24 protein-coding genes are annotated in these 26,553 nt (G+C 71.3%); 15 read left to right on the forward strand and 9 right to left on the reverse strand.

What is annotated here, in order from left to right; genetic code table 11:
* The first annotated feature begins 346 nt into the window (after nt 1-346).
* Both gltB and ACGFRB_RS08015 read left to right on the forward strand, forming a co-directional pair.
* Nucleotides 347-5,017 carry a glutamate synthase large subunit gene (gene gltB / locus ACGFRB_RS08010; protein WP_393240399.1) on the forward strand — a complete coding sequence of 1,557 codons (4,671 nt, stop codon included), beginning with the start codon at nt 347-349 and terminating at the stop codon, nt 5,015-5,017.
* Entirely contained in the window at nt 5,010-6,470 is a 1,461-nt protein-coding gene (locus tag ACGFRB_RS08015; RefSeq protein ID WP_393240401.1) for a glutamate synthase subunit beta, read from the forward strand. Before gltB ends, ACGFRB_RS08015 begins: the two co-directional genes overlap by 8 nt.
* A 285-nt stretch (nt 6,471-6,755) precedes the next feature.
* Here ACGFRB_RS08015 and ACGFRB_RS08020 read toward each other — a convergent pair whose 3' ends face one another.
* Complete coding sequence (locus ACGFRB_RS08020) at nt 6,756-7,766, reverse strand: hypothetical protein (protein ID WP_393240403.1); 1,011 nt, start codon at nt 7,764-7,766, stop codon at nt 6,756-6,758.
* 290 nt (nt 7,767-8,056) lie between these two features.
* Between ACGFRB_RS08020 and ACGFRB_RS08025 the strand changes: the two genes are divergently transcribed.
* The gene (locus tag ACGFRB_RS08025; RefSeq protein WP_393240615.1) at nt 8,057-8,929 is read left to right on the forward strand and encodes a hypothetical protein; all 873 of its coding nucleotides are present in this window, start codon (nt 8,057-8,059) and stop codon (nt 8,927-8,929) included.
* A 94-nt stretch (nt 8,930-9,023) separates the two neighbouring features.
* Entirely contained in the window at nt 9,024-9,416 is a 393-nt protein-coding gene (locus tag ACGFRB_RS08030) for a VOC family protein (protein ID WP_393240405.1), read from the forward strand.
* Nucleotides 9,417-9,759: 343 nt separating this feature from the next.
* On the opposite strand, the gene ACGFRB_RS08035 is transcribed toward ACGFRB_RS08030, so the two are convergent.
* Nucleotides 9,760-10,707, reverse strand: coding sequence for a class I SAM-dependent methyltransferase (locus ACGFRB_RS08035; RefSeq protein WP_393240407.1), 948 nt, complete (start codon nt 10,705-10,707; stop codon nt 9,760-9,762).
* 563 nt (nt 10,708-11,270) lie between these two features.
* Entirely contained in the window at nt 11,271-11,528 is a 258-nt protein-coding gene (locus ACGFRB_RS08040; RefSeq protein ID WP_393240410.1) for a hypothetical protein, read from the reverse strand.
* 96 nt (nt 11,529-11,624) lie between these two features.
* On the opposite strand from ACGFRB_RS08040, the gene ACGFRB_RS08045 reads away from it, so the two are divergent.
* The 4 genes from ACGFRB_RS08045 (at nt 11,625) to ACGFRB_RS08060 (ending at nt 13,875) form a co-directional block, all read left to right on the forward strand.
* Nucleotides 11,625-12,464: a helix-turn-helix transcriptional regulator gene (locus ACGFRB_RS08045; RefSeq protein WP_393240413.1), complete on the forward strand. Its 840-nt coding sequence runs from the start codon at nt 11,625-11,627 to the stop codon at nt 12,462-12,464.
* Nucleotides 12,461-12,667, forward strand: a complete 207-nt coding sequence (locus tag ACGFRB_RS08050; RefSeq protein WP_393240416.1) for a DUF397 domain-containing protein — start codon at nt 12,461-12,463, stop codon at nt 12,665-12,667. Before ACGFRB_RS08045 ends, ACGFRB_RS08050 begins: the two co-directional genes overlap by 4 nt.
* Before the next feature lie 101 nt (nt 12,668-12,768).
* Complete coding sequence (locus ACGFRB_RS08055; protein WP_393240419.1) at nt 12,769-13,416, forward strand: GNAT family N-acetyltransferase; 648 nt, start codon at nt 12,769-12,771, stop codon at nt 13,414-13,416.
* A 153-nt stretch (nt 13,417-13,569) separates the two neighbouring features.
* Entirely contained in the window at nt 13,570-13,875 is a 306-nt protein-coding gene (locus ACGFRB_RS08060; protein WP_393240421.1) for a DUF397 domain-containing protein, read from the forward strand.
* Between the two features lie 55 nt (nt 13,876-13,930).
* On the opposite strand, the gene ACGFRB_RS08065 is transcribed toward ACGFRB_RS08060, so the two are convergent.
* Nucleotides 13,931-15,274: an MFS transporter gene (locus ACGFRB_RS08065; RefSeq protein WP_393240424.1), complete on the reverse strand. Its 1,344-nt coding sequence runs from the start codon at nt 15,272-15,274 to the stop codon at nt 13,931-13,933.
* A gap of 145 nt (nt 15,275-15,419) precedes the next feature.
* Here ACGFRB_RS08065 and ACGFRB_RS08070 point away from each other — a divergent pair, with 145 nt between their 5' ends.
* From ACGFRB_RS08070 to ACGFRB_RS08080, 3 genes are all read left to right on the forward strand, one after another.
* The gene (locus tag ACGFRB_RS08070) at nt 15,420-16,139 is read left to right on the forward strand and encodes a vWA domain-containing protein (RefSeq protein WP_393240427.1); all 720 of its coding nucleotides are present in this window, start codon (nt 15,420-15,422) and stop codon (nt 16,137-16,139) included.
* Between the two features lie 208 nt (nt 16,140-16,347).
* Nucleotides 16,348-16,860, forward strand: coding sequence for a pyridoxamine 5'-phosphate oxidase family protein (locus ACGFRB_RS08075; protein WP_363011841.1), 513 nt, complete (start codon nt 16,348-16,350; stop codon nt 16,858-16,860).
* Between the two features lie 245 nt (nt 16,861-17,105).
* Nucleotides 17,106-17,816 carry a chitinase gene (locus tag ACGFRB_RS08080; protein ID WP_393240430.1) on the forward strand — a complete coding sequence of 237 codons (711 nt, stop codon included), beginning with the start codon at nt 17,106-17,108 and terminating at the stop codon, nt 17,814-17,816.
* A 92-nt stretch (nt 17,817-17,908) separates the two neighbouring features.
* Here ACGFRB_RS08080 and ACGFRB_RS08085 read toward each other — a convergent pair whose 3' ends face one another.
* Nucleotides 17,909-19,459, reverse strand: coding sequence for an IPT/TIG domain-containing protein (locus ACGFRB_RS08085; RefSeq protein ID WP_393240432.1), 1,551 nt, complete (start codon nt 19,457-19,459; stop codon nt 17,909-17,911).
* A 227-nt stretch (nt 19,460-19,686) separates the two neighbouring features.
* Between ACGFRB_RS08085 and ACGFRB_RS08090 the strand changes: the two genes are divergently transcribed.
* Complete coding sequence (locus ACGFRB_RS08090; protein WP_393240435.1) at nt 19,687-20,250, forward strand: MarR family transcriptional regulator; 564 nt, start codon at nt 19,687-19,689, stop codon at nt 20,248-20,250.
* 54 nt (nt 20,251-20,304) lie between these two features.
* Here the strand turns inward: ACGFRB_RS08090 and ACGFRB_RS08095 are convergent, their stop codons facing one another.
* From ACGFRB_RS08095 to ACGFRB_RS08110, 4 genes are all read right to left on the reverse strand, one after another.
* On the reverse strand, nt 20,305-20,628 hold the full coding sequence (locus ACGFRB_RS08095; RefSeq protein WP_393240438.1) for a DUF6980 family protein: 324 nt from the start codon (nt 20,626-20,628) through the stop codon (nt 20,305-20,307).
* 61 nt (nt 20,629-20,689) lie between these two features.
* Nucleotides 20,690-21,310, reverse strand: coding sequence for a DUF6058 family natural product biosynthesis protein (locus tag ACGFRB_RS08100; protein WP_393240441.1), 621 nt, complete (start codon nt 21,308-21,310; stop codon nt 20,690-20,692).
* A gap of 114 nt (nt 21,311-21,424) precedes the next feature.
* The gene (locus ACGFRB_RS08105) at nt 21,425-22,513 is read right to left on the reverse strand and encodes an acyl-CoA dehydrogenase family protein (protein ID WP_393240444.1); all 1,089 of its coding nucleotides are present in this window, start codon (nt 22,511-22,513) and stop codon (nt 21,425-21,427) included.
* Nucleotides 22,513-23,712 carry an acyl-CoA dehydrogenase family protein gene (locus tag ACGFRB_RS08110; RefSeq protein WP_393240447.1) on the reverse strand — a complete coding sequence of 400 codons (1,200 nt, stop codon included), beginning with the start codon at nt 23,710-23,712 and terminating at the stop codon, nt 22,513-22,515. The genes ACGFRB_RS08105 and ACGFRB_RS08110 overlap by 1 nt, the downstream gene beginning before the upstream one ends.
* A gap of 110 nt (nt 23,713-23,822) precedes the next feature.
* Here ACGFRB_RS08110 and ACGFRB_RS08115 point away from each other — a divergent pair, with 110 nt between their 5' ends.
* From ACGFRB_RS08115 to ACGFRB_RS08125, 3 genes are read left to right on the forward strand one after another with little or no spacing between them, the layout of a single operon-like run.
* Nucleotides 23,823-24,968 carry an acyl-CoA dehydrogenase family protein gene (locus ACGFRB_RS08115; RefSeq protein ID WP_393240450.1) on the forward strand — a complete coding sequence of 382 codons (1,146 nt, stop codon included), beginning with the start codon at nt 23,823-23,825 and terminating at the stop codon, nt 24,966-24,968.
* Complete coding sequence (locus ACGFRB_RS08120; protein WP_393240452.1) at nt 24,965-25,858, forward strand: SDR family oxidoreductase; 894 nt, start codon at nt 24,965-24,967, stop codon at nt 25,856-25,858. Before ACGFRB_RS08115 ends, ACGFRB_RS08120 begins: the two co-directional genes overlap by 4 nt.
* Nucleotides 25,859-25,887: 29 nt before the next feature.
* Nucleotides 25,888-26,508 (forward strand): TetR/AcrR family transcriptional regulator, encoded by a 621-nt coding sequence (locus ACGFRB_RS08125; protein ID WP_393240455.1) that lies wholly within the window; start codon nt 25,888-25,890, stop codon nt 26,506-26,508.
* Nucleotides 26,509-26,553 lie beyond the last annotated feature (45 nt).

Consider the following 26,553-nt stretch of genomic DNA (forward strand, 5'->3'; position numbering starts at 1 on the left):
GACCCCGACAGGCATCCGGGGATCCCCGAGATCCCCGACCCCCTGTGGGCACCTCCGCGGGCACTCCACGGCAACCCCGTGGCGTCCCCATCCGGTGCTCGCGCGGTGTGCCGTATCCGAGGCGGACAGGCGGGCGGGACAGGTGGAACAGGCAGGACGGGCGGGACCGGAACGAACCCGCCCGCCCCACCCCTGCCACCCCTGACCACCCCTGCGATGTCCGTATGTTGGAATCTTCTTTCCGACTGGCGAGAAGAAAGCCATCATGTAACCTGCACGAACTTTCGCGGAGGGCCAACGTCGTCCCTCGGCTGCTGCATATGCCACGACGACGACGGGAGAGCCGATGCGTACCCACGCCTGGTCGCCCCTGGACGGTCGCCCCGCCCCTCAGGGGCTGTACGACCCCCGCAACGAACACGACGCCTGTGGTGTCGGGTTCGTGGCCACCCTCACCGGTGTGGCCGACCACGAGCTGGTCGAGCAGGCGCTGACCGTCCTGCGCAATCTCGAACACCGCGGCGCCACCGGCTCCGAGCCCGACTCCGGTGACGGCGCCGGCATCCTGCTTCAGGTCCCGGACGCGTTCCTCCGCGAGGTCGCCGGATTCGAGCTGCCCGAGGCCGGGGCGTACGCCGTCGGCATCGCCTTCCTGTCCGCCGAGGACCCCGCCCCGGCCGCCGCCCGTATCGAGGCGATCGCCGCCGAGGAGGGCCTGACCGTGCTCGGCTGGCGCGACGTCCCCGTCGCCCCCGAACTGCTCGGCGCCACCGCCCGCGCCACCATGCCCGTCTTCCGCCAGCTCTTCGTCGCGGACGGCACCGGCGCCGGCACCGGCACCGGCGCCACCGGCACCGGCGCCACCGGCACCGGCGCCACCGGCACCGCCACAGGCGCCGACGGCACCCCCACGGGCCCCGCCACCGGCATCGCCCTCGACCGCAAGACGTTCGTGCTGCGCAAGCGCGCCGAGCGCGAGACCGGGACGTACTTCCCGTCGCTCTCCGCCCGCACCCTCGTCTACAAGGGCATGCTGACCACCGGCCAGCTGGAGCCCTTCTTCCCGGACCTGTCCGACCCCCGCTTCGCCACCGCCCTCGCGCTGGTCCACTCGCGGTTTTCCACCAACACCTTCCCGAGCTGGCCGCTCGCCCACCCGTACCGCTTCGTCGCCCACAACGGCGAGATCAACACGGTCAAGGGCAACCGCAACTGGATGACGGCCCGCGAGGCGCAGCTCGCCTCCGACGTCTTCGGCACCGGCCCGGACGGCCGCGGCGTCGAGCGCGTCTTCCCGGTCTGTACCCCGGACGCCTCCGACTCCGCCTCCTTCGACGAGGTCCTGGAGCTGCTGCACCTCGGCGGCCGCTCGCTGCCCCACGCCGTCTTGATGATGGTTCCCGAGGCGTGGGAGAACCACGGCTCGATGGACCCGGCCCGGCGCGCGTTCTACCAGTACCACTCCACGATGATGGAGCCCTGGGACGGCCCCGCCTGCGTCACCTTCACCGACGGCACCCAGGTCGGCGCGGTCCTCGACCGCAACGGTCTGCGCCCCGGCCGCTACTGGGTCACCGACGACGGTCTCGTCGTCCTCTCCTCCGAGGTCGGCGTCCTCGACATCGACCCCGCAAAGGTCGTCCGCAAGGGCCGCCTCCAGCCCGGCCGGATGTTCCTCGTCGACACCGCGGAGCACCGCATCGTCGAGGACGACGAGATCAAGGCCGCTCTCGCCGCCGAACGGCCGTACGAGCAGTGGCTGGAGACCGGCGAGATCGAGCTCTCCGACCTCCCCGAGCGCGAGCACATCGTGCACACCCACGCCTCGGTCACCCGCCGCCAGCAGACCTTCGGCTACACCGAGGAAGAGCTGCGCGTCATCCTCGCCCCGATGGCCCGCACCGGCGCCGAACCCATCGGCTCCATGGGTACGGACTCGCCGATCGCCGCCCTCTCCGAGCGCCCGCGTCTCCTCTTCGACTACTTCACCCAGCTGTTCGCGCAGGTCACCAACCCGCCGCTGGACGCCATCCGGGAAGAACTGGTCACCTCGCTGCGCTCCTCGCTCGGCCCGGGCAGCAATCTGCTCGACCCGACCGCCGCGTCCTGCCGCAGCGTCACCCTGCCCTTCCCCGTCATCGACAACGACGAGCTGGCCAAGCTCGTCCACATCAACGCCGACGGCGACATGCCCGGCATGAAGGCCGTCACGCTCTCCGGTCTCTACCGGGTCTCCGGCGGCGGCGACGCGCTCGCCGCCCGGATCCGCGACATCTGCGCCGAGGCCGACGCGGCGATCGCCGCCGGCGCCCGCCTCGTCGTCCTGTCCGACCGGCACTCCGACGCCGAGCAGGCTCCGATCCCCTCGCTGCTGCTCACCGCCGCCGTGCACCACCACCTCATCCGCACCAAGCAGCGCACCAAGGTGGGGCTGCTCGTCGAGGCCGGCGACGTCCGCGAGGTCCACCATGTGGCCCTGCTCATCGGGTACGGCGCCGCCGCCGTCAACCCGTACCTCGCCATGGAGTCCGTCGAGGACCTGGTCCGGGCCGGGACGTTCATCACGGACATCGAGCCCGAGCAGGCCATCCGCAATCTGATTTACGCCCTCGGCAAGGGTGTCCTGAAGGTCATGTCCAAGATGGGCATCTCCACGGTCGCCTCCTACCGGGGCGCCCAGGTCTTCGAGGCCGTCGGTCTCGACACCGCCTTCGTCGAGACGTACTTCAACGGCACGACCACCAAGATCGGCGGCGCCGGCATCGACGTCGTCGCCCGGGAGGTCGCCGCCCGCCACGCCAAGGCGTACCCCGCCTCCGGCATCGCCCCGGCGCACCGCGCCCTGGAGATCGGCGGCGAGTACCAGTGGCGGCGCGAGGGTGAACCGCACCTGTTCGACCCGGAGACCGTCTTCCGGCTCCAGCACGCCACTCGCACCAAGCGGTACGACATCTTCAAGAAGTACACCGACCGGGTCAACGAGCAGTCGGAGCGGCTGATGACGCTCCGCGGCCTGTTCGGCTTCGCCGCCGAAGGCCGTACCCCGATCCCTCTCGACGAGGTCGAGCCGGCCGCCGACATCGTCCGCCGCTTCTCCACCGGCGCCATGTCGTACGGCTCCATCTCCCGCGAGGCCCACGAGACCCTCGCCATCGCCATGAACCGGCTCGGCGGCAAGTCGAACACCGGCGAGGGCGGCGAGGACTCCGACCGGCTGTACGACCCGGAGCGCCGCTCCGCGATCAAGCAGGTGGCCTCCGGCCGCTTCGGCGTCACCAGCGAGTACCTCGTCCACGCCGACGACATCCAGATCAAGATGGCCCAGGGCGCCAAGCCCGGCGAGGGCGGCCAGCTGCCCGGCCACAAGGTCTACCCGTGGGTCGCGAAGACCCGGCACTCCACCCCCGGCGTCGGCCTGATCTCCCCGCCGCCGCACCACGACATCTACTCCATCGAGGATCTCGCCCAGCTCATCCACGACCTCAAGAACGCCAACCCCGAGGCCCGCGTCCATGTGAAGCTGGTCTCCGAGGTCGGCGTCGGCACCGTCGCCGCCGGTGTGTCCAAGGCCCACGCGGACGTCGTCCTCGTCTCCGGCCACGACGGCGGTACGGGCGCCTCGCCCCTGACGTCCCTCAAGCACGCGGGCGGCCCCTGGGAGCTGGGCCTCGCCGAGACCCAGCAGACGCTGCTGCTCAACGGTCTGCGCGACCGGATCGTCGTCCAGACCGACGGCCAGCTGAAGACCGGCCGCGATGTCGTGATCGCCGCCCTCCTCGGCGCCGAGGAGTTCGGCTTCGCCACCGCGCCGCTCGTCGTCTCCGGCTGCGTCATGATGCGCGTCTGTCACCTCGACACCTGTCCGGTCGGCATCGCCACCCAGAACCCGGTGCTGCGCGACCGGTTCTCCGGAAAGCCTGAATTCGTCGTCAACTTCTTCGAGTTCATCGCCGAAGAGGTCCGCGAGATCCTCGCCGAACTGGGCTTCCGCACCCTGGAGGAGGCCGTCGGCCACGCCGAACTCCTGGACACCAGCCAGGCCGTGACCCACTGGAAGGCCCAAGGGCTCGACCTGGCACCGCTGTTCCATGTCCCCGACCTGCCCGACGGCGCGGTCCGCCACGCCCTCGTCCCGCAGGACCACGGCCTGGAGAAGGCCCTCGACAACGAGCTGATCGAACTCGCCGCCGAGGCCCTGAACGCGCCCTCCGCCGAGAGTGCCGCCCCCGTCCGGGCCCAGATCGCCATCCGCAACATCAACCGGACCGTCGGCACCATGCTCGGCCACCAGGTCACCAAGCGGTTCGGCGGCGCGGGCCTGCCCGACGACACCATCGACATCACCTTCACCGGCTCCGCCGGCCAGTCCTTCGGCGCCTTCCTGCCCGCCGGCATCACCCTGCGCCTGGAGGGCGACGCCAACGACTACGTCGGCAAGGGCCTGTCCGGCGGCCGGATCGTGGTCCGCCCGGACCGGGGCGCCGACCACCTCGCCGAGTACTCCACCATCGCCGGCAACACCCTCGCGTACGGCGCGACCGGCGGCGAGATGTTCCTGCGGGGCCGCACCGGCGAACGCTTCTGCGTCCGCAACTCCGGTGCCCTGGTGGTGTCCGAGGGCGTCGGCGACCACGGCTGCGAGTACATGACCGGCGGTACGGCCGTCGTCCTCGGCGAGACCGGCCGCAACTTCGCGGCCGGCATGTCCGGCGGCGTCGCCTACGTCGTCGACCTCGACCACGGCCGCGTCAACCCCGGCAACCTCGCCGCCGTCGAGACCCCGACCGCCGCCGACACCGACCGGCTGCGCGAGATCGTCCGCCGTCACCACGAGGAGACCGGCTCGACGGTCGCCGAGAAGCTGCTCGCCGAGTGGGACACCGCCGCGACCCGCTTCAGCAAGATCATCCCGACCACGTACAAGGCCGTGCTCGCCGCCAAGGACGCCGCCGAGCTCGCCGGTCTCTCCGAGGCCGAGACCACCGAGAAGATGATGGAGGCGGCGACCCATGGCTGACCCCAAGGGCTTCCTGACCACCGGGCGCGAGATCGCCCCGACCCGGCCGGTGGCCACCCGCGTCAAGGACTGGAACGAGGTCTACGTCCCCGGCTCTCTGCTGCCCATCATCGGCAAGCAGGCCGGCCGCTGCATGGACTGCGGCATCCCGTTCTGCCACAACGGCTGTCCGCTCGGAAACCTCATCCCCGAGTGGAACGACTACGCCTACCGCGAGGACTGGGAGGCCGCCTCCGAGCGGCTGCACGCCACCAACAACTTCCCGGAGTTCACCGGCCGGCTGTGCCCCGCCCCCTGCGAGGCGGCCTGTGTGCTCGGCATCAACCAGCCGGCCGTCACCATCAAGAACGTCGAGGTCTCCATCATCGACCGGGCCTGGGACGCGGGCGGCGTACGGCCGCAGGTGCCCGAGCGGCTGTCCGGCAAGACCGTCGCCGTCGTCGGCTCCGGCCCGGCCGGTCTCGCCGCCGCCCAGCAGCTCACCCGGGCCGGGCACACGGTCGTCGTGTACGAGCGGGCCGACCGCGTCGGCGGTCTCCTGCGGTACGGCATCCCCGAGTTCAAGATGGAGAAGCGGCACATCAACCGCCGCATCGAGCAAATGCGGGCGGAGGGAACCAAGTTCCGTACCGGCATCGAGATCGGCCGCGACCTCACCGCGACCGATCTGCGCAAGCGCTTCGACGCCGTCGTCGTCGCCGCCGGCGCCACCACCGCCCGCGACCTGCCCGTGCCGGGACGCGAACTGCGCGGTGTGTACCAGGCGATGGAGTACCTGCCGCTCGCCAACAAGGTGCAGGAGGGCGACTACGTCACCACCCCCCTGTCCGCCGAGGGCAAGCACGTCGTCGTCATCGGCGGCGGCGACACCGGTGCCGACTGCGTCGGCACCGCCCACCGCCAGGGCGCGGCCTCCGTCACCCAGCTGGAGATCATGCCCCGGCCGGGCGAGGAGCGCAGCGAAGGCCAGCCCTGGCCGACTTTCCCGATGCTCTACAAGGTCACCTCGGCCCACGAGGAGGGCGGCGAGCGGGTCTACTCCGTCTCCACCACCCACTTCGAGGGCGACGAGGACGGCAATGTGCGGTTCCTGCACCTCGTCGAGGTCGAGTTCGCGGACGGCAAGCTGGTTCAGAAGCCCGGCACCGAGCGGCGGATCCCCGCCCAGCTCGTCACCCTCGCGATGGGCTTCACCGGCACGGACACCGCCAATGGACTCGTCGCGCAGCTGGGTCTCGACCTTGACGAACGCGGTAACATCGCCCGTGACAAGGACTTCGCCACCAACGTCGATGGCGTCTTCGTCGCCGGCGACGCCGGCCGCGGCCAGTCGCTCATCGTATGGGCCATCGCCGAGGGCCGTTCCGCTGCCCGCGCGGTCGACCGGCACCTGACCGGAGCCAGCTCGCTGCCGGCCCCGATCCGCCCCACGGACCGCGCGCTGACGGTCTGACCCACCGCCCCGGACCCGGGGCCCCTGAATCGTCCCGTACAACGACGTGCGGAACTGAGCGCGGCGCTCGCCCGAACTGTCCCCGACCAAGGACGACCTGGGCGGGCGCCGCGGCGCTAGTGGTGCGGGTGCGCGAAGCTTCGTGGTGGGCTGGGCATGCGGCCGTCGGCGGCGCGTACGGTCGCTGTCGGTTTCCGGGTGCGGGCGGTAGGGGGCGCGGACTGTTCTGGGCGGGGCGGTGCGGGACGGCCCGGTGCGGTGCGGGACGGCCCGGTGCGGTGCGGGCTACTGGAGGCGCATCCGGTGCGGGTGGGCCGGGTCGGCGGGGCAGACGAAGGCGCGGTATTCGCCGTCCCGTCCGACTCTGATCCCCGTCGCCCCGCCCAGCAGGTCGAACGGCTCCCAACTACAGTCCGGCCGGTTCTTCTCGTACGTGTCGATGGTCAGCAGCACCCGCATCTCCGTTCCGCAGGCGTCGCAGAACACCCGGACCAGATCGGTCCTGTGCCACGACTCCCACCCGCCGGCCTTCCAACCGGGCGCGAGGGACAGGTCGTACTGATAGCCGGGAGCCAAGCCGCCCATCCGTGCGATGAGTTCGTCCTCCCAGGCGTCGATGCGCGCGACGAGTCCGGCGGGCAGATAGTCGGCGTACGGATACTCGGTCACCTGCTCGGGATGCAGGACGCAGGGCTCCGGCACGTAGTACTCGCGGCCCACGACACCCGGCTCGGGCATGACGGCGAGCGGATCCGTCACGTCCGCCGCCCGTCGCCAGAAGAGTCGGGTGTACGGGCACCAGTGGGCGAACGGCCCGTCCTCGTGCTCGTAGAAGGGGCACCACAGCACCTGGAGCAGATCCGTCCCGGGCGGGGCGAACGGCGCCAGATCCGGGACGTCCCGTACGTACAACTGGGCCAGAGCGAGCAGCGGCAGCGGCCCGCCGTCGTGACGGTCCGGCCGCCCCTCGGTGCGCGTCAGTTCGTCGAGTTCGGCTCGCTCCTCGGCGGTGTAGGCGGGCCGCCCGTCCTCCGTACGCGGCCGCTGCCGGACCTCCCGCAGGATCCGCCGGTGGCGCCGCACCCGGTCCGGCGCCAACCCGGACACCCGCCCGTGCTCCGCGCACACCGGCCACGCCTCGCCCGCCGGCCACAGCAGCGGCCCGCCCACCGAACTCTCCCCGGCGGTCGGCGCGCCGGGCCGGGGGTGCAGCCGCGTGCCGGTGCGGGCCCACGGGATCAGCTCGGGAAAGGGGACGGTGACGTCGAGGGGGCGATACGGCGTGTGGAAGGCCATGACCACGACGGTACGGGGCGCGCTGCGGACCGTCTCCCGAGTTCGCGCGCGAGCGGGCGCCCGCGTCGGCAAGTCCCTTTCGCCCCCCTGTCATTCGGGCGCTGAGCTGGGAGAAGGGGGCCATTGGGCGGGCGGTGGCCTCTTTTGTAGACTCGCCGACGATCTTGACAGGCCGAGGGATGGGGGACGGCGAGTTGAACGACGGGCACGAGCACCGGTTCACGTACGTGCAGACGGGGGAGCAGGGGCAGGGGCGGGCGCCGGGGCGGGGGCGGTGGCTCAGCGAGCGGCTGGACGTGGCGTCGTTCCGTAACCCCAAGACCGTGGCGAGGGCGGTCTTCCACCCCGCCTGGGTGCCCGAGGGCGTCGACCCCACCGTGGAGAGCCTCAAGCGCGCCCGGGTCATCGCCGGCGCGATCACGGCGGTCGGCGTCTACACCTTCGTGGAGGGCGGCTTCGCCTTCGACGAGATGCTGGAGAACGTGCTGACGGCCAGTCTCGTCCTGCTCGTGCTTACCCCGCTGACGGTCGGCGTGATGCTCCTCGTGTGGCGGCGCCGCGCCGGAGCCGTCGGCCGCCACCTGCGCACCCCGCTCTTCAACTCGCTCAAGCTGCTGCTGCTCTTCATCGGCTCGGTCGTGCTGATGGTGACGACCTGGCGGATGGTCAACGGCAGTGGCTTCCTCGTGGGACTGCTGTGCCTCTTGGTGGGGCTGTGGCTCACCGTGTTCGTGGCCATCGGTGCCATGCACGTGTCCGGGAACTTCTTCGGCACGGCGGCCGTCCACCGCTGCCTGCCGCCGCTGCTCGCCACCGTGACGACCTGGCTGGTGGCGATCCCGGACCTGGTCAGCGGCGACTTGCACGGCCTCAGCCTCACCATGGGCATCGTCTTCATCCTGGGCGCGCCGGTCACGGTCACGGCGATCGCCCTGCTGGAGATGAAGCGCCTGCGCAGCCGCCACGGCATCCGCCTGGGCGACCACCCGGCGCCCCTGTCCGGGTACGGCCACCTGCCGCACCAGGACGGCCCGCCGGCCGGGAACCCGTATGCGGCGCCGCAGGGTCACATGCCTCCGACCGGCAACCCCTACGCGACGGGACACCGGACGCCGCCGGTTCCGCCGATGCCGTCCTCGCCGCCGCCGAACCAAACGCGGTAGGGAAGGTGGGGCTCCCGGCTGCGGGCGAGTGGCGGCCGATCTCGCGTTCGATGTGGAGTGGCCGGGGGCTTTCCGGGCGGGCGATAGTGACCCCATGTCTTCTCTCGTACGCCACGTCACCATCGATTGCTCCGACGCCTACACCCTGGCCTCCTTCTGGGCCCGGGTCCTCGATGCCAAGCTCGCCGAGGACGACAAGCCCGGCGCCCCCGAGGCCGTGGTGGACTCGCCCGGTGCCAGCCTCCTCTTCCTCCAGGTCCCGGAGGGCAAGACGGTGAAGAACCGCATCCACCTTGACCTCCGCCCCCTGGACCGCACCCGCGACGAGGAGGTGGAGCGCGTCATCGCCCTCGGCGCCACGCTCGTCGACGACCGTCGCCGCCCGGACGGTACGGGCTGGGCCGTTCTCACGGACCCTGAAGGTAATGAATTCTGCGTCGAGCGCAGCCAGGCCGAGCACGAGGCCACGCGGCGGCTCGCCGAGTAGCCCACCCGACGCGAAGTGTCGTCGGCCCGGTCCGATCGTCAAGGCGGTCGGGCCGAGCCGACGGTGCTTCCGGGGCCGGGGCCGGGGCCGGGGCCGGGGGCAGTGGACGGAATCTCGAAGCTATCGAGCGCGAGAGTTCTGCCCCCGTGAAGGGCCTCGTAGACGATCTCCGCGCGCAGTCTGTAGCCGCTGGTCACCTGCACCAGTCGCACTGTTCCGCAGGACACAGGACGAGCTGATCCCGAGGGTGAACCGGCTCCCGGGAAGGCGCGAAGCCGCCGGACGGCCGGACCTCAAGGGCACGGGCGTGCGGCGGCTTCGTGGGGCAGGTGGGACAGGTGCGTCAGCGGGAACGGCGTTGGGCGACGATCGCGCGGGTGACGATGGGCGGCAGCACGTCCTTGGCCAGCTTCCTGACCTTCGACTGCGGACGGCGCGCGGCGGCCACGGCGGGCTTGGGCGCCGGCTTCGGGGCGGGCGCGGGGGTGGGCTTCGGGGCGACGGGGACCGGGGCCGGCTCCGGGGCCTTGTAGCGGGACTGCGGCAGCGCCGGGGCTATGGCGCGCTTGCCGCCTATGCGTATCAGCGGTGCGCCGGCCACCTCCTCCACGCCGTGCCACAGGTCCTCGCGGGTCGCCAGCCAGGCCAGCATTTCCTCGCGCAGCGGCTCCGCGTCGCTCCACGTGGCGTACAGCTTGGAGCCGGTCACGCAGATCACCTGGAGGCCGTCGCGGGCCACGGCGCCCCAGACCGCCGCCGCCACACCCGGGCAGTGCTCGGAGCGGTAGTCGTCGAAGACGACCACGGCGCCCTCCGTCGCCACCGCGCGGGAGGCGGCGATGTCACCGTGCACGTGCTCGTACAGGTGCGAGGCGTCGATGTGGATGAACCGGCAGCTGTCCGCCTTCACCTCCTCGGTCACGACCGAGGTCGGCGCCATGACGATGGTCGGCAACTCGTCGTGGAACGCGAGGTAGTTGGCCTCGAAGGCGCGGCGCGTGAGCGTGGAGTACGAGGTCTCCATCTCCACCAGGTTCGACGCGTCCGGCGCGGGCGCGTCGAAGAGGTCGCACACCGTGAACCGTTCGCCGGACTGGAGGTACGACCCTATGAGAATGGCGCTCTTGCCCATGTAGGCGCCCATCTCCAGGAGATCGCCCCGCGTGTCGGGGTCGTCGTTCTGCTTCTTCAGGAACCAGTCGAAGAGCAGTTGGTCGACGGCCCAGAACCACCCCTTGACGTCTTCGAGCCGGGTGGGTGCCGTCAGCGCGGCGGCGGAATCTTGGGACATGGAGCGGTCATCCTCCGAAACGTGCCTCGGTCCGCCGCACAGCCTCTCTGTGCAGGGACCTCATAGCCTGCGAACGAACCTAGGTGGCGAATCCGCAGCATGCAACAACTCGTAGGAGAAACCCTGGTAATGAACGATCATCGGCAACCGCGCCGCCCGTCGCGCCCTCGCCTGCCGTGCCGCCGTGTTCCTGGCCGGGGGTGGATGTGGCCCGCCCCGTCCGGGGTGGAGGCCGGGCGGGGCGGGGGTCTTATGGGTGGGTGAGGAGTGTGGTGATGAGGATGATCCAGGCTGCGGTGGCGAGGACGGCTGTGGTGGTGCGCCACATCAGCGGGTTGTGTGGGGGGTCGGGGGTAAGGAGCGTTTGAGGGTCATTTTGGGTGGGTCGTGGGGGTGGTTGCGGATTTCGACGGCGCAGTCGACGGCCGCCGATTCGTCGTGGTGGGGTCCGTGGGCCGTGTAGTGGGTGAACCATGCGGCGAGGAGGGCGCAGACCGTGCAGCCGGGGGAGGGCTGGGGGTGGCGTCGGAGTCCGTGGTCGGTGGGGGGTTCTATTCGGCTGGTCACGGTTTCACCACCGGGGGGACGGGGGTGGTGAGGACGCGGATGCGTTCGGCTTCGGTTTCGGTGGGCGGGCGGAGGTCCGTGGTGGGGGCGGTCCATTCGGTTCCGCCGGTCACAGGGCGCAGGACGACGTGGCCGTTTTCGTAATCCATCACCCGGCCGGGGCGAGTTGTCGCCATGCGGGTATCGACCATGTAGGAGCCGACGGGGGGCATCGTCGCAGGCTGTGGGCTTGTTTGGGGCGTGTGTTCGGCCATCACCCGTTCCTTTCTGTAGTGGATTCACTACGAGGCGTCGCCAGAGTGGCTTAGAGTCGGAAGCTCCTTCAACTGGCGAGAACCGAAGGACAAGTTGTGGCCAACCTCAAGGAATTGCAGCCGGAGAGCAGCCCCCGGGCCGCCTTCGGCGCACAACTGCGCAGAGTGCGGGAAAGTCGGGGCTGGAAGCAGGAAGACCTGTCCGAACGGATCGGGTGTTCCAGTCAGCACATCTCCGCCGTCGAAACTGCGCGCAAACCGCCAACCCTTCCTTTTGCGCGGAAGGCGGATCAGGTCTGCGGCACCGCGAACACGGCCGATTCGTTTGAACGGTCGTGGCACGAGATGCGGCACGGCATCCTGCTGGAGGGCTTCCCGGAGTACGTGGACTACGAGGCGCGTGCCGTGGAGATCCGGTTGTTCCAGATCGGGGTCATTCCCGGGCTGTTGCAGACACCGGCGTACGCGCAGGCACTGGCCAACGGTCATGTCGAGCGGGGTTCCTTCACCCAAGAACAGGCGGATGAGGGTGTCGCGTTCCTTGCGCAGCGGCAGGAGGGGCTGGCGAGGGAGCACCCACCCATGCTCCTCGTGGTGATGGACGAGAGTTGCATCCGGCGTCCGGTCGGCGGCCCGGAGGTCATGGACGGGCAGCTCAGGCGATTGGTCGAGTTCGCCCGCATGCCGAACACCATGCTCCAGATGGCGCCCTACGCACTGGGGGAGCGGAGGCCGTTCAGCCTTCCGGTCAACCTACTGACGTTGCCGGACCGGTCCATGGTCTCGTACACGGAATCGCATGCCCAGGGCCATGTGGACCGTGAAATCGCCTCCGTCATGCCCATCCTGACGGCCTACCATCAGCTTCAGGCTGAATGCCTCTCGCAGGCAGACTCCGCGGCCATGATCGAGCAGGTACGAAAGGGCACCTTGTGACGACCGCATCCCCTCGATGGTTCAAGTCCTCCTACAGCAACACCAATAGTGACTGCGTCGAGGTCGCCACCAACCTCGTCGCCTCGCGCGGCACTGTCCCCGTCCGTGACTCCAAGGTCTCCGACGGGCCGTCGTTCAGCGTCTCCGCCGTCGCCTTCTCGTCGTTCGTCGCGGGCGTCAAGGACGGTCGGCTCGGCGCGTAACCGGCAACAAGCAGCCCTGCCTCGCCCCGCTCTGGGGCGGGCAGGGCTTCCTCTTGGAAATCCGGTGGTCGTGAGGGGCTGGGGCAAGAAGAATCCGGGCCATGACCCTGCTGACGCACTGGCCTCTCGCGGGCTTACGGTTGACCACTCCACGCCTGGAACTGCGGCTGCCGAACCTGGACGATCTCGCCGGGCTGGCCGCGCTGGCAGCCGAAGGTGTGCACGACCCGGAGGTGCAGCCCTTCACCGCGGCGTGGACGGATGTCGGGCCCGAGCAGCGAGCCCGGAGCGTCCTCCAGTACCACTGGCACCGCTGGAGTGCGTGGCGGCCGGAGGACTGGGAGTTGAACCTGGTGGCCGTCCGCGACGGGATCGTTGTCGGCACGCAGGGCATCAGCGCCCGGGATTTCTCGGTCCGCCGGGAGGTGGAAACGGGTTCCTGGCTCGGCCGGACCCATCAGGGCCAGGGCCTCGGGACCGAGATGCGTACGGCCGCCCTCCACCTGGCCTTCGCCGGCCTCGGCGCACAGCACGCCGTCTCCGCGGCGATGGCATTCAACGCGGCCTCGCTGGGCGTCTCGCACAAGCTCGGCTATCGCGAGGACGGCGTCGAGCGTCATGCCGTACGCGGCGAGCTGGCCGTCATGCGCCGGCTCCGCCTCACCGCCGAACGGTGGCAAGAGCACCAACCGTTCCCCGTGACGGTGGAGGGGCTGACGGAGTGCCTGCCCTGGTTCGGCCTGGGATGACCGCCAGGACGACGGCGGCGATCACGGCTCGGGGCGCCGGGCTCGTCATCAGGCCATGGCGGCCCGCTACCCCGTGACCACCCCCGTCTTCCGCCACTAGCATCGGTCCCAGGCTGAATCCGTGTCCCGCACAGGTTCGAAAGGGCATCCCCGATGACCGAGTCCCTGCGTTGGTTCAAGTCCTCCTACAGCGGCACGACCAGTGAATGCGTCGAAGTCGCTGCCGAATGGGTCAAGTCCTCGTACAGCAGTGCCACAAGCGACTGCGTGGAAGTCGCCGCCGACTGGTTCAAGTCCTCGTACAGCTCCAACGGAGGCGACTGCGTCGAAGTCTCTTCCCGCATCGCCGCCGCCCACCTCCGTGACTCCAAGGTGCCCGACGGGCCGTCCCTCTGCGTCTCCGCTGCCGCGTTCTCGTCGTTCGTCGCGGGCGTCAAGGACGGCCGGCTCGGCGCCTGACCATATCGCCTGGCCGTAAGTACGACCGCTGACCCGCCCCCGAACCGGGAGCGGGTCAGCGGTCCGCCTCCGTCAGCGACGACTCACCCTGTCGCCCCTCCCCGGGTCCCTCCGCGTCCGCGCCCGCTCCTGCATCCGCTGCCGCGCCCGCGTCCGTCTGCCCCGGGCGGGTCCGCTCGGCCCACGCGGCCACCGGCGGGCCCGCCGCGCCCACGCCCGCGAAGAGCACGGCGAGCAGGATCCAGCCCGGGTGTCCGAGCGCGAGGACCACGCCGGTGAGGAACGCGGGGGCGAGGGCCTGGCCCGCGTTGAAGCCGGTGCCGAAGAAACCCTGGTACTGCCCCTGGGCGTGGTCCGGGGCGAGGCTGAAGGCGAGCGTCCAGCCGCCCGAGGACTCGTACACCTCGCCGATGCTGTGGATGACCACGGCGAGGAGGGCGAGCACGAGCGCGACCCACGACGGTACGTCGGCGGACAGCGCCATCAGCGGGCAGCTCACCAGGAACAGGATCCCGGCGAGGCGGAAGGCGCGGCCGCCCTGGCGCGGGGTCTCCACCTTGGAGCCGAGTTTGCTCTGGAGCAGCAGGCACACGCCGTTGTTGACCGCGTAGACCGCCGCCACCGTCCAGCGCGGCGCGTCGGTGTGGGAGGTGAGCCAGATCGGCAGGAGCAGGGAGACGGTCTGGTATTGCAGGCCCATGGCGCTGTAGAGGGCGACGAAGGACACGTACGGCCGGTCGGCGAGGACGGACCACTGGCGGTGGCCCTTGGGCTTGGGCAGCGGCCGGTAGTTCGGGACGCCGAGGAAGGCGACCAGCCCGGCGAAGGCGAAACTGGCGGCGTTGGCGAGGATCAGCGCGGTGTACGCGGGGCGGGTGTCGAGCTGGATGGCGACCGCCGCGCCCAGGGTGCCGAGGACGACGCCGAGATTGACGTACGTACGGAGCTTGGCGCGGAAGGCGGCGGGGCGTTCGCCGCTCGCCTGTGCGATGACCGCGCCGCCCGCGGCGCCGCCGGCCGAGGCGGCCAGCCGGTCCACGGTGGCGACCAGGGTGAAGACGAGCCAGCTGTCGATGAAGACGAAGGCCGTCATCGCGACGGCCTGGATGGCGAAGGCCGCCAGCCAGATGGTGCGGGGGCCGTACCGGTCGGCCAGATTGCCCGCCGGAATCCCGGCCGCCAGGCCGAGGAGACCGGCGATCGTCAGGCCCAATCCGACCTGGGTGGCGGGGAGATGGACCACGAGGGTGAAGTAGAGGATCGAGGCGGTGTTGAAGAGGCCGTTGCCCACCCGGTTGATGAAACTGGCCACGATCAGAGCGCGTTGAGGGCCCGCGTCCGCGCCGCCGGCCTTCCGTGCGCCCCGGCCGCCCCGTATGCCGAACCCCCGTGTTGTCATGCGGTGAGGTTAACAAGGGCCTGGAACTGGGCTGTTGTACCCATGAGCGGTGCGGCGGAGTCCGGCGGACGCCATGGCCGCGCGCCCCCGTCGGCCGGTCCCGTACGCTCGGCGGACGGTACGCGAGAGAGAGGAGGACCCGGTCGTGGTCCTGAGTCTGCGCAAGGTCGAGGAGCGCGCGCCCGCGCTGGTCAGCCTGTACAAGAAGGCGGGGGACTCGCTCCGCAGGCACGGGATGGAGGGGCAGCGGGCCGCCGTCTACCTCGTTGTCGACTACTCCGGCTCCATGCGCCCGTACTACGCCGACGGCACCGTGCAGGCGCTCGCCGACCGCGTCCTCGGGCTCTCCGCGCACCTCGACGACGACGGGCGGGTGCCGGTGGTGTTCTTCTCCACGGACATCGACGCCCAGGCGGAGATCGCGCTCGACGACCACGAGGGGCGGATCGAGCGGATCGTGGCCGGACTCGGGCACATGGGCAGGACCAGCTATCACGTGGCGATGGACGCGGTCATCGACCACTACCTCGACAGCGGGGCGACCGCGCCCGCGCTCGTCGTCTTCCAGACCGACGGCGGGCCGACCAGCAGGCCCGCCGCCGAGCGGTACCTGTGCAAGGCGGCACGGCTGCCGATGTTCTGGCAGTTCATCGGGTTCGGCGACCCGGAGAGCCGACAGCTCGACTTCCTGCGCAAGCTGGACGAACTGCCGGTGCCGGCGAAGCGGTTGGTCGACAACGCCGGCTTCTTCCACGCCGGGAAGGACCCGCGCCGGATGCCGGACGAGGAGCTGTACGACCGTCTCGTCGCCGAGTTTCCCTCATGGCTCGCCGCCGCCCGGGCCGAGGGGATAGTCCGGCCCTGACCGCCCCGGTTGGTCACAGGCCCTGGCCGTCCCGGCCGCCCTGGTGGCCCCGACCGACCTGACCGAGCCGGCGAAGCCTGCCTCAGCCCGCTGGTCGCGGCGGCGGAGGGCCGCGTGTCGGCGTCCGCGACCTCCCCCGGGTGACGTCGCTCGTACAGTCCGCGCAATCCCGACGGAGGGTGTCGGGATTCCCGTGTTTCCTGAACGCATGGAAGACACCGGAATCAACTGGTCCGCCTTCGAGGCGGCCGACCCCGGACTCGCCGCCACCGTGCGGGAGCGCTTCGGGCAGTACACCCACCATGTCCTCGCCACCCTCCGCGCGGACGGCTCGCCCCGGCTCAGTGGCATCGAGGCCGACTTCCGAGGCGGGGAGCTGTGGCTCGGGATGATGGTGAACTCGCTCAAGGCGCGTGACCTGCGGCGCGATCCGCGCTTCGCGCTGCTCGCGAACCCGGGGGACGGCACGGACATGGGCGGCGGAGACGTCCGGGTATCCGGGCGGGCGGTCGAGATCACCGACCCGGAGCGGATCGCCTGGTACGTGGGGGAGTCCGGCGCGCCGGAACCGCTGCACCTCTTCCGGGCCGAGCCGGCCGAGGTGGTGCGCACCCGCGTCGAGGGCGAGGAGATCGTCTTCCAGGTCTGGAACCCGGGCCGCCCCACCCGGGTCCTGCGCCGTGGCAACGACGACAGCCCGCCGCGCGAGGACGCGCCGTGAGGGAGCCCGGCGGGGGGTGAGGGGCGCGAGGGGGGTGAGGGGTGCGGCGGGAGCGACCTACCCGACGGGTGCCATGGCCGCCACAGCCGCCCCTCCTGTCGAATGTCCGTCAGATCATTGACGCGAATATCCCCTGAAAGGGCGATTCAACGCTTCATGTGACATGAATCCCGGATGCGCCAACCAGGATCCCCTCGGCGCTTCACCCCCGAACCGCCATCGCGCCGAAGGGAATCCGAGGAACGATGAAGCTTGCCCGCGCCCTGTCCCTGGCGGCCTCCGCCGCCGTACTGAGCACTCTCACCGTGGCCGGCCAGACGGCACCGGCCTCCGCCGCGTCGTTCGTGGTCAGCGAGTCCCAGTTCAACCAGATGTTCCCGGGCCGGAACTCCTTCTACACGTATCAGGGGCTGATCAACGCCCTGGGCGCGTACCCGAAGTTCGCCAACAGCGGCAACAGCACCACCAAGAAGCGCGAGGCGGCGGCCTTCCTCGCCAACGTCAGCCACGAGACGGGCGGGCTGAAGTACGTCGTCGAGCAGAACACCGCCAACTACTCGCACTACTGCGACGCGTCGCAGTCGTACGGCTGCCCGGCCGGACAGTCCGCGTACTACGGGCGCGGACCGCTCCAGCTGAGCTGGAACTACAACTACAAGGCCGCGGGCGACGCCCTCGGCATCGACCTGCTCCACGACCCGTACAAGGTGGAGAAGGACGCGGCCGTCTCCTGGAAGACCGGGCTCTGGTTCTGGAACACCCAGAGCGGCGCCGGACGGATGACCCCGCACGACGCGATGGTCAACAACAAGGGCTTCGGCGAGACCATCCGCAGCATCAACGGCGCGCTGGAGTGCGACGGGAAGAACCCGGACCAGCGCGACTCCCGCATCAACCTCTACAAGAAGTTCGTCGGCATCCTGGGCACCGACGCCGGCGGCAACCTGTCCTGCTGAGGGCAGCGTGAGAAGGGGAGGAACGCCGGCCGGTCCGCCGACGTCCCTCCCCTTTCCGTCTCTCTCCCCTTCATCCCCCTCATCCCCCTCCGTCACCGCTCCTCCGGACGCCGCTCCTCGTCCGACACCGGGTCCGGGTAGGAGTACTCGTCCGCTGGGCCCGACGGCGACGAGTAGCCGTTCGACAGGACGGTGACATTGACGGTCGACGGCTTGTCCGGGCCGGTGACCCCGGACGGCGCGTTCACGGTGATCGTGTCGGGCGGCGCGACCAGGGCGCCGGTGGCCTGCACACTGCCGAAGGAGACCGTGGCGTCGGCGGTGAAGTTGACGCCGCTGATGGTGACCTGGGTGCCGCTCTTGCCACGCGTCGGATTGATGCCGGTGACCAGGACGGGCGGCGGGCCGCCGTACGCGAACTGGGCGGTCGGCACGGCGGGGGAGGTGCCGAGGCGGGTGGTGACCCGAACGTCGACCACCCCGATGCCGGGCGGGGCCCAGACGGTGATCGTGTTGTCGTCCTCGACGATGGTCGTGCCCGTGTACGCGACCGGGCCGAAGTCGATCGCGACACCCCCGGCGAAGCCGCTGCCGGAGATGGTGATCTGGGAGCCGGCCTGCCCGGCGTTCGGCTTGATCCCGGTGACCACGGGGCCGGGGAGGAGGGCGGGCGCCTGGAGCAGCCGGAGATAGACGTCGTTCGAGTGCTGGTGGGCGGCCTGGGCCATGAAGTCCTGGACGGACTTGCGCATCACGGCCGTGTTCTTGGTGTCGTAGTTCGGGTTCAGCGGGATGGCAGGGCCGGGCTGGGCGTACTTGTTGGGGCCGGGGAGCCCCGCGATCGCCGAGATCACCGCCTTGGCGTCGAAGTCCGCCGCCGGGCCGCCGTCCGGGTACCAGATCTTGGCCGTGTCGACGCTCGTCCAGGCCAGCGGCACCACGTCGTAGTTGTTGACGTACCGCTCGTTGACCACCCAGGACAGACCGGACGAGACGTACTTGGCGAAGTCCGGGCCACCGGCCGTCGGGGCGGCGAAGGTGTAGAGCCCGAAGGCAGGGGCGGAGGAGCCGGGCCAGGTCAGCGTTCGCAGGTGCGGGGCGACCATGGTGGCCAGAGCGCCGCCGAGGCTGTGGCCGGTCACCAGGACCGTCGGGTTCGGCGGGGCGGAGGCGAGGGCGCCGGCAAGGGCCTGCACCAGGGTGATTCCCTGCGTGCTCATCGCCATGATCTGACAGAACGCCTCCATCGCGCCTTTGGATACGTACGGCGGCGCCGTGTTCGACGACGTATGGAGGGCGGTGAACGGGACCACCGTGCCGACGTCCAGGTCCTCCAGCAGATCCGTCACGCTGCCGGCGACCGTGCCGCGCAGCACCACGGCGAACTGGTTGAAGCGTTCGTTGGTCCTGGCCAGGTACGCCATGTTCGCGTTGTCCTCGCTCAGCGCCGCCCACACCAGGCTCCAGCCGCCCTGGGTGGCGAGCAGGGGGACGGTGAGCTGCTGATTGACGCCGAGGATCATCCGGGCGCACTGCTCGGCGACCGACTCGCCCGAGGGACGGGGGGTGGCGGCGGTCGCCGCGATCGCGGCGAGGGTCATCGCCACCTGCTTCGTCGCCGGTGTGATCTGCTGGGCCGACATCCACGACTCCCTCGCCTCACGCCCGGCCTGACCGGGCGGGTCGTGCGCAATCTAGGACGTGGCGGGACCGGGGCAGGGGACCGGTGGCCGGACGGCGCCGGGCGTCACGCGGGCGGCCGATCGGGAGGCTGGTCGGGCGGTCGGTGGGGCGGTCGGCGGGGTGGTCGGCGGGGTGGCCGTTCCGGCGGCATTGATCATCGGAGCGGCCCGAAGGTAGCGTCACCGCCATGGAATCGACGACGGGTTTACGCATGGACACGCCCTCCACCGACCAGGCGCCGGCGGATCCGGTCGCGGCCGACGACATGCTCGCCACCCAGCCCGTCGGCTACTGGGCGGGCCTCGCGCACGCCGCCGTCACCCGCCACCTGCGGGACGCGATGGCCAGGATCGACGCGACGCAGCCGCAGTACTGGGTGCTCAACCATGTGAAGTACCGGCCGGAGGCACCGAGCCGCGAGGAGACCGTCGCCGCGCTGACCCCGCTCGCCGACGGCCCGCACGACATCGGCCGGGTCGTGGACCAGCTGATCCACCGTGCCTGGCTGAGGTCGGAGGGGTCGGAGGGGTCGGAGGAGTCGGAGGAGTCGGAGCGGTCCGACTCGTCCGGCGCCGGGCAGCGCCTGTACCTCACCGAGGCGGGGGAGACGGCCAGGACCCGGCTGCGCGAACTGGCGACCGAGCTGCGCGCCGTGGTCCACGAGGGCGTCAGCGACGAGGAGTACGTGGCCGCGCTCAGGGTGCTGCGCCGGATGATCGCCAACGTCGAGGCCCACACGGCCGAGGGCTGAGCCGGCCGGGGGCTGTCGGGCGGCGGAAGCCGGCGGGCAGCCCCCGGCATGGCGCTACGACGTGGCGTTCTCGGAAGTGGCCAGCCAGCGCTCGTCCTCGAACTCGGCGGGCACCTCGTCCTCCCAGGGGTCGATCCCGCGCCGCTCCAGTTCCTCGAACCAGCGGTCCCGTTGAGATTCGGGAAGGCGGTTTCCGCACCAGGGGCAGAATTCGATCGAGGAGCTCGACGTTCCACCGTCGTGGATGATCAGCCCGTACTCCTGGAACTTGGCGCTGAAGCGGATCAGCGCGTCCGGGCAGTCGAACGGGTCGTCGTGCAGGTCACAGCGCATGTTCACGTGGCGGGTCATCGTCTCGCAGCAGTGTCGGGGTGTCACGCCCGGAAGTAGAGCATGTCCGGCCGGTGGGCACCTCCCAAATTCTTCGCCCGGCGCCGGGTCACCGGCGCGGGTAGCGGGCGCGGATCGCGTCGACGCAGGTGTCCCGGGAGGTCGGGCCGCCGAACCGGAGGCGGTCGTACGCGGTGAACGCCGGTTCCAGAGCGTCGAGTTCGTCGACCAGGGCGTGAAGACGCGCGGACCACGGCGCCGAACCGGCGTCCGGCTCGTCCATGGCCGCTTCGATCGCGGCCGTCAGCTGCTCCTTGCGCTGGATGGTGGCCGGGGTCACGGTGTGCAGACAGACGTACTGCCCGCTGAGATACGCGTCCCACTCCGCCCGCCCGGTGGCCGGGTCGGCCGCCCAGTGCGCGGTGAACCACGCCTCCAGCAGATCGACGCCCCCGGCCTCGTCAGCGAGGCCGAACAGGTCGGCCGGCACCATCTCGGTGCCGTCGGAGCGCAGATATCCGGGAAGCGGCAGGCGCCCTGCCAGCATCAGTCGGCGGACCTCGTCGGCGTCACGGCCCCGCACCTCGCACAGCTGCTCCAGGGCGACGAACTGCCCGCTGACGTAGGCGTCATCGGCCTCGGTCATGGGATGGACGCCGTTGACCTCGTGGAACCTGTCGACGATTCGCCGCTTCAGATCGGTGGCCGGTGCGGCGGGCACGGCGGACATGGTGGACACGGTGGGCATGGGCGGTGTCGGCGGCGTGGTCGGCCGGGTCGGAATGTGCGGCACGGGGGTCCTTCGGTGGCGTCGGCGCGGGGTCTTCCGCGGGGACTTCGCACGCTAGAGGCCGGACGGTTCGGCGCTCGCCGAACGATGGGCGGCGAGGACCCGGGCGCGGCACCAGGACGGGGTGCCCCAGGCATCGCGAAGGGGGCGGGCCTTGCGGAGCCAGAGGGAGAGGTCGAGTTCGTCGGTGTAGCCGAGGGCGCCGTGGACCTGGAGGGCGGTGCGGGCCGCCGCGTACGCGGCTTCGCCGGTCGCGACCTTGGCCGCGGCGAGATCGCCGCTCGCGAAGGTGAGTGCGGCCCCGAAGAGGAGCGGGCGGGCGAACTCCAGGCCGATCAAGGTGTCCGCGAGCCGGTGCTTGACCGCCTGGAACGAGCCGATCGGGGCACCGAACTGGGTGCGCTGCCGGGCGTATGCCACCGTCCGGTCGAGCAGCGCGAGCCCCACGCCCAGCGACTGCGCGGCCGTCGCGAGCAGCGCCCAGTCGCGGGCCCGCCGCGCCGCCGCGCGCACCGCCGGCCCGGTGGCGAGGAGTTCGCCCCCGGGCAGGGGCCGGGCCAGGCGCCGCACCGGATCGGCCGAGACCCGTACCTCCCCGTGCCCCGGCGCGAGCCACAGTTCGTCCCAGGGGCCGGTGACGACCAGGACGGCATCGGCGGCGTCGGCGTCCAGCGCGTACGGCGAGCCCTCGGCGGCCAGGACGAGCGTCGCTATGGTCTCGCCCGCGACGAGGCCGGGCAGCAGCCGCTTCGCCGGGCCGGTCGCACCGCTCTCGCCTTCGGCCTCGCCCCCGCCTCCACCCTCGCCTCCACCCTCGCCTCCGCCCGGCTCGGCGAGTCGGGCGAGTTCCGCGAGCAGGACCGTCGCCGCGACCGACTCCACCAGCGGACCGGGTACCGCATGTCGGCCCGACTCCACGAAGGCGTAGGCGAGTTCGACCGGCAGGGGTCCCACCCCCTCGTACTCTTCGGGGGCCGCGAGCGCGAACACCCCGGCCGCGCCGAGCCGTGCCCACAGCTCCCGCGCCGGCGCGGAGTCGCCCGCCGCCCAGGCCCGTGCCACGCCCGGCGTACCGGCGGCGGTGAGCATCGCGTCCAGGGAGCGTGTGAAGGCGCGCTGTTCGTCGGTCGGCAGGAAACGCATCAGCGGCGGCCCTTCGGCAGGCCGAGCAGACGCTCGGCGATGATGTCGCGCTGGATCTCGTTGGTGCCCGCGTAGATCGGCCCCGCGAGGGCGAAGACATAACCCTCGGCCCACGGTGAATCCGCCCACTCTCCCTCCTCGCCCAACAGGTCCAGCGCCGTCTCGTGCAGGGCGAGGTCGAGCCCCGACCAGAACACTTTGTTCAGGCTCGACTCCGCGCCGAGATCCGCGCCCTCGGCCAGCCGCGCCGCGCCCGCCGCCGTGAACAACTGGTACGCGCGCGCTCCGATCACCGCGTCCGCCACCCGGTCGCCCAAGCCCGCGCCCGCCCCCACGACCCCTGCCGCCTCGTCCGCCTCCCCCGCCCCCTTCGCATCCCCGGACCGCTCCCGCCACAGCCGTACGAGCCGGTCGGCGGTGGCCAGGAAGCGGCCGGGGGAGCGGAGCGTGAGCCCGCGCTCGTTGCCGGTGGCGGACATCGCGATGCGCCAGCCCTGCCCGGGAGCGCCGACGACGTCCTCGTCCGGTACGAACACCTCGTCCAGGAAGAGTTCGGCGAAGGCCGGGCGGCCGTCGAGCCGGCCGATGGGCCGTACGGTCACCCCGGGCGCCCGCAGGTCGAACACCAGATACGTCAGGCCCCGATGCGGCCGGCCCTCCGCCGCCGGACCGGGGTCGCTGCGGAAGATCCCGAAGGCCCGGTCGGCGAAGGCGGCCCGTGACGACCAGGTCTTCTGCCCGGACAGCAGCCACCCGCCGTCCGTACGCACCGCGCGCGAGGTGAGCGAGGCCAGATCGGAACCCGCCTCCGGCTCGGACCACGCCTGCGCCCAGATCGTCCCGCCCGTCGCCATGGGCGGCAGCACCCGGGCCCGCTGCTCCTCGGTGCCGTACGCGAAGAGGGTGGGGGCGAGCAGGCTGACGCCGTTCTGCGAGACCCGGCCGGGGGCGCCCGCCGCGTAGTACTCCTCCTCGAAGAGCAGCCAGCGCGTCAGATCGGCGTCCCGGCCCCCGTACCGCTCCGGCCAGGACACCACCGACCAGCCCCCGGAGGCCAGTTCGGCCTCCCAGGCGCGATGGGCGGCGAACCCTTCCGCGGTCTCCAGCGACGGCAGCGGATCCGCCGGTACGTGGTCGCGCAGCCAGGCGCGGGCCTCGGCGCGGAACTCTTCCTCCTCGGCGGTGTAGGAGAGGTCCATCAGCAAACCAACTCCCTTAAGGAGCAGGCTGGTTGAAGGGGATCGGGAATGTCCGGCATGGCGGCTGCACATCCTTCCCTAACAAGTGTTTGGTAGGTTAACGTACGGCCATGAGCAGCGTCGAGGAGTTCCGCGCCGCGATACGCGACTGGCTGCAGACCCGGCTCACCGGCGAGTTCGCCGCCCTGAAGGGCCTCGGCGGCCCCGGCCGGGAGCACGAGGCGTTCGCCGAACGCCTCGCCTGGGAACGGCATATGGCCGACCACGGCTGGACCTGCGTCGGCTGGCCCGAGGAGTACGGCGGGCGCGGCGCGGACCTCGCGCGGCAGATCGCGTTCCACGAGGAGTACGCGCTCGCCGACGCCCCCGCCCGCGTCAACCACATCGGCGAACAACTCCTCGGCCCCACCCTCCTCGACCACGGCACCGAGGCGCAGAAGGCCCGATTCCTTCCCCGCATCCGAGCGGTGGAAGAGTTGTGGTGCCAGGGCTACAGCGAACCCGGCGCCGGCTCCGACCTCGCCGCCGTCCGCACCCGCGCCGTCCGCGACGGCGACGAGTGGATCGTGGACGGCCAGAAGACCTGGACCTCGCTCGCCCACCACGCCCAGTGGTGCTTCGTCCTCGCCCGCACCACACCCCGCGCCCCCGGCACCCGCCCCCACGCCGGACTGTCCTACCTCCTCGTCCCGCTCGACCAGCCCGGCGTCACCATCCGGCCCCTCACCCAGCTCACCGGCACCAGCGAGTTCAACGAAGTCTTCTTCGACGGCGCCCGCACCCCGGCCGGCCATGTCGTCGGAGCCCCCGGCGACGGCTGGAAGATCGCCATGGTCACCCTCGGCCACGAACGCGGCGTCTCCACCCTCGGCCAGCAGGTCGGCTTCCGCCGCGAACTCGACGCCCTCACCGCCCTCGCCCGCGCGAACGGCACCGCCGCCGACCCGCTCGTCCACGACCGGCTCGTCCGGGCCTGGGCCGGACTGCGCACCCTGCGCGCCCACGCGCTGTGCGGCACCGACCCCTCCCTGACCAAGCTCGCCTGGTCCCACTGGCACCGCGACCTCGGCGAACTCGCCATGGACATCCGCGGCGCCGCCGCCACCCTGGCCACCGCCGCACCGTACGAACTCGACGACTGGCAGCGGCTGTTCCTCTTCTCCCGAGCCGACACCATCTACGCCGGATCCAGCGAGATCCAGCGCAACCTCCTCGCCGAGCGGGTACTCGGCCTCCCGAAGGAGCCGCGCCCATGACCCCCCGTACGCCCGACCCGCCCCGTACGCCGGACACTCCCCGTACGCCGAACCCGGCCGCCGCGCCGCCCCGTACCCCCGCACCCCCTCCGCCGTACGTCCCCGGGCACGGGCTGCTCACCGGCCGCACCGCCGTCGTCACCGCCGCCGCCGGAGCCGGCATCGGCGGCGCCACCGCCCGCCGCCTCCTGGAGGAAGGCGCCCGGGTCCTCGTCAGCGACACCCACGCCCGGCGCCTCGCGCAGACGCAGGCCGCCCTCGCCGCCGAGTTCGGCGCCGGGCGGGTCGCCGCCCAACTCTGCGACGTCACCGACGAGACCCAGGTCCAGGCGCTGTTCGACACGGCGGTGCGGCTCCACGGCGGCCTCGACGTCCTCGTCCACAACGCCGGTCTCGGCGGCACCGCCGAACTCGCCGACATGAGCGACGACCAATGGCACCGCGTCCTCGACGTCACCCTCACCGGCACCATGCGCTGCACCCGCGCCGCCCTGCGCCACTTCCGCGACGCGAAGAACGCCCAAGGCGCCCAAGGGGTTCGGCGCACCGGCGTGATCGTCAACAACGCCTCCGTCGTCGGCTGGCGCGCCCAGGCCGGGCAGGCCCACTACGCCGCCGCCAAGGCAGGGGTGATGGCCCTGACCCGCTGTGCCGCCGTCGAGGCCGCCGCGTACGGCGTCCGCGTCAACGCCGTCGCCCCCTCCCTCGCCCTGCACCCCCACCTGGTCAAGGTCACCTCCGCCGAACTCCTCCAGGAGCTCACCGCGCGCGAGGCGTTCGGCCGGCACGCCGAACCCTGGGAGGTCGCCAACGTCATCGTCCTCCTCGCCAGCGACTACACCTCCTACATGACCGGCGAGACGGTCTCCGTCAGCAGCCGGCACCCCTGAGGACCGGGCCGGGGCGCGAGAATGGACAGGTGCCATCCACCAAGAAGAAGACGCAGGTGACGCCCACCCCGCCCGCGCGGCGCGGGGAACTCCTCGGCACCGCCGCCGAGGTGTTCGCCGCCCAGGGCTACGACGCCACCACCGTCCGCCAGATCGCCGACGCAGCGGGCCTGCTCGCCGGCAGCCTCTACTACCACTTCGATTCCAAGGAATCGATGCTCGACGAGATTCTCTCCACCTTCCTCACCGAACTGTGGGACGGCTACGACACCGTCCTCGCCGCCGGCCTCGGCCCCCGGGAGACCATCGAGGCCCTCGTCACCGAGTCCTTCCGCGAGATCGACCGGCACCGCGCCGCCGTCGCGATCTACCAGCGCGAAGCCCGTCACCTCACCGACCAGCCCCGCTTCCACTATCTCGTCGAATCCCAGGTCAGGTTCGAACAGGCCTGGCTCGGCACCCTGGAACGCGGTGTCGCGGCCGGCGTCTTCCGCGCCGACCTCGACATCCGCCTCACCTACCGCTTCGTCCGCGACACCGTATGGGTCGCCGCGAGCTGGTACCGGCCGGGCGGGCAGCACAGCCCGGAGGAGATCGCCCGCCAGTACCTGTCGATGGTGCTCGACGGGATCGCCGTACGCATGCCCTAGACGTCCGAGGGCCCGGGGTGGCCAGTGCCCGGGGTGGCCAGTGCC

The organism is Streptomyces sp. NPDC048718, from assembly GCF_043198875.1.
Classification (GTDB): domain Bacteria; phylum Actinomycetota; class Actinomycetes; order Streptomycetales; family Streptomycetaceae; genus Streptomyces.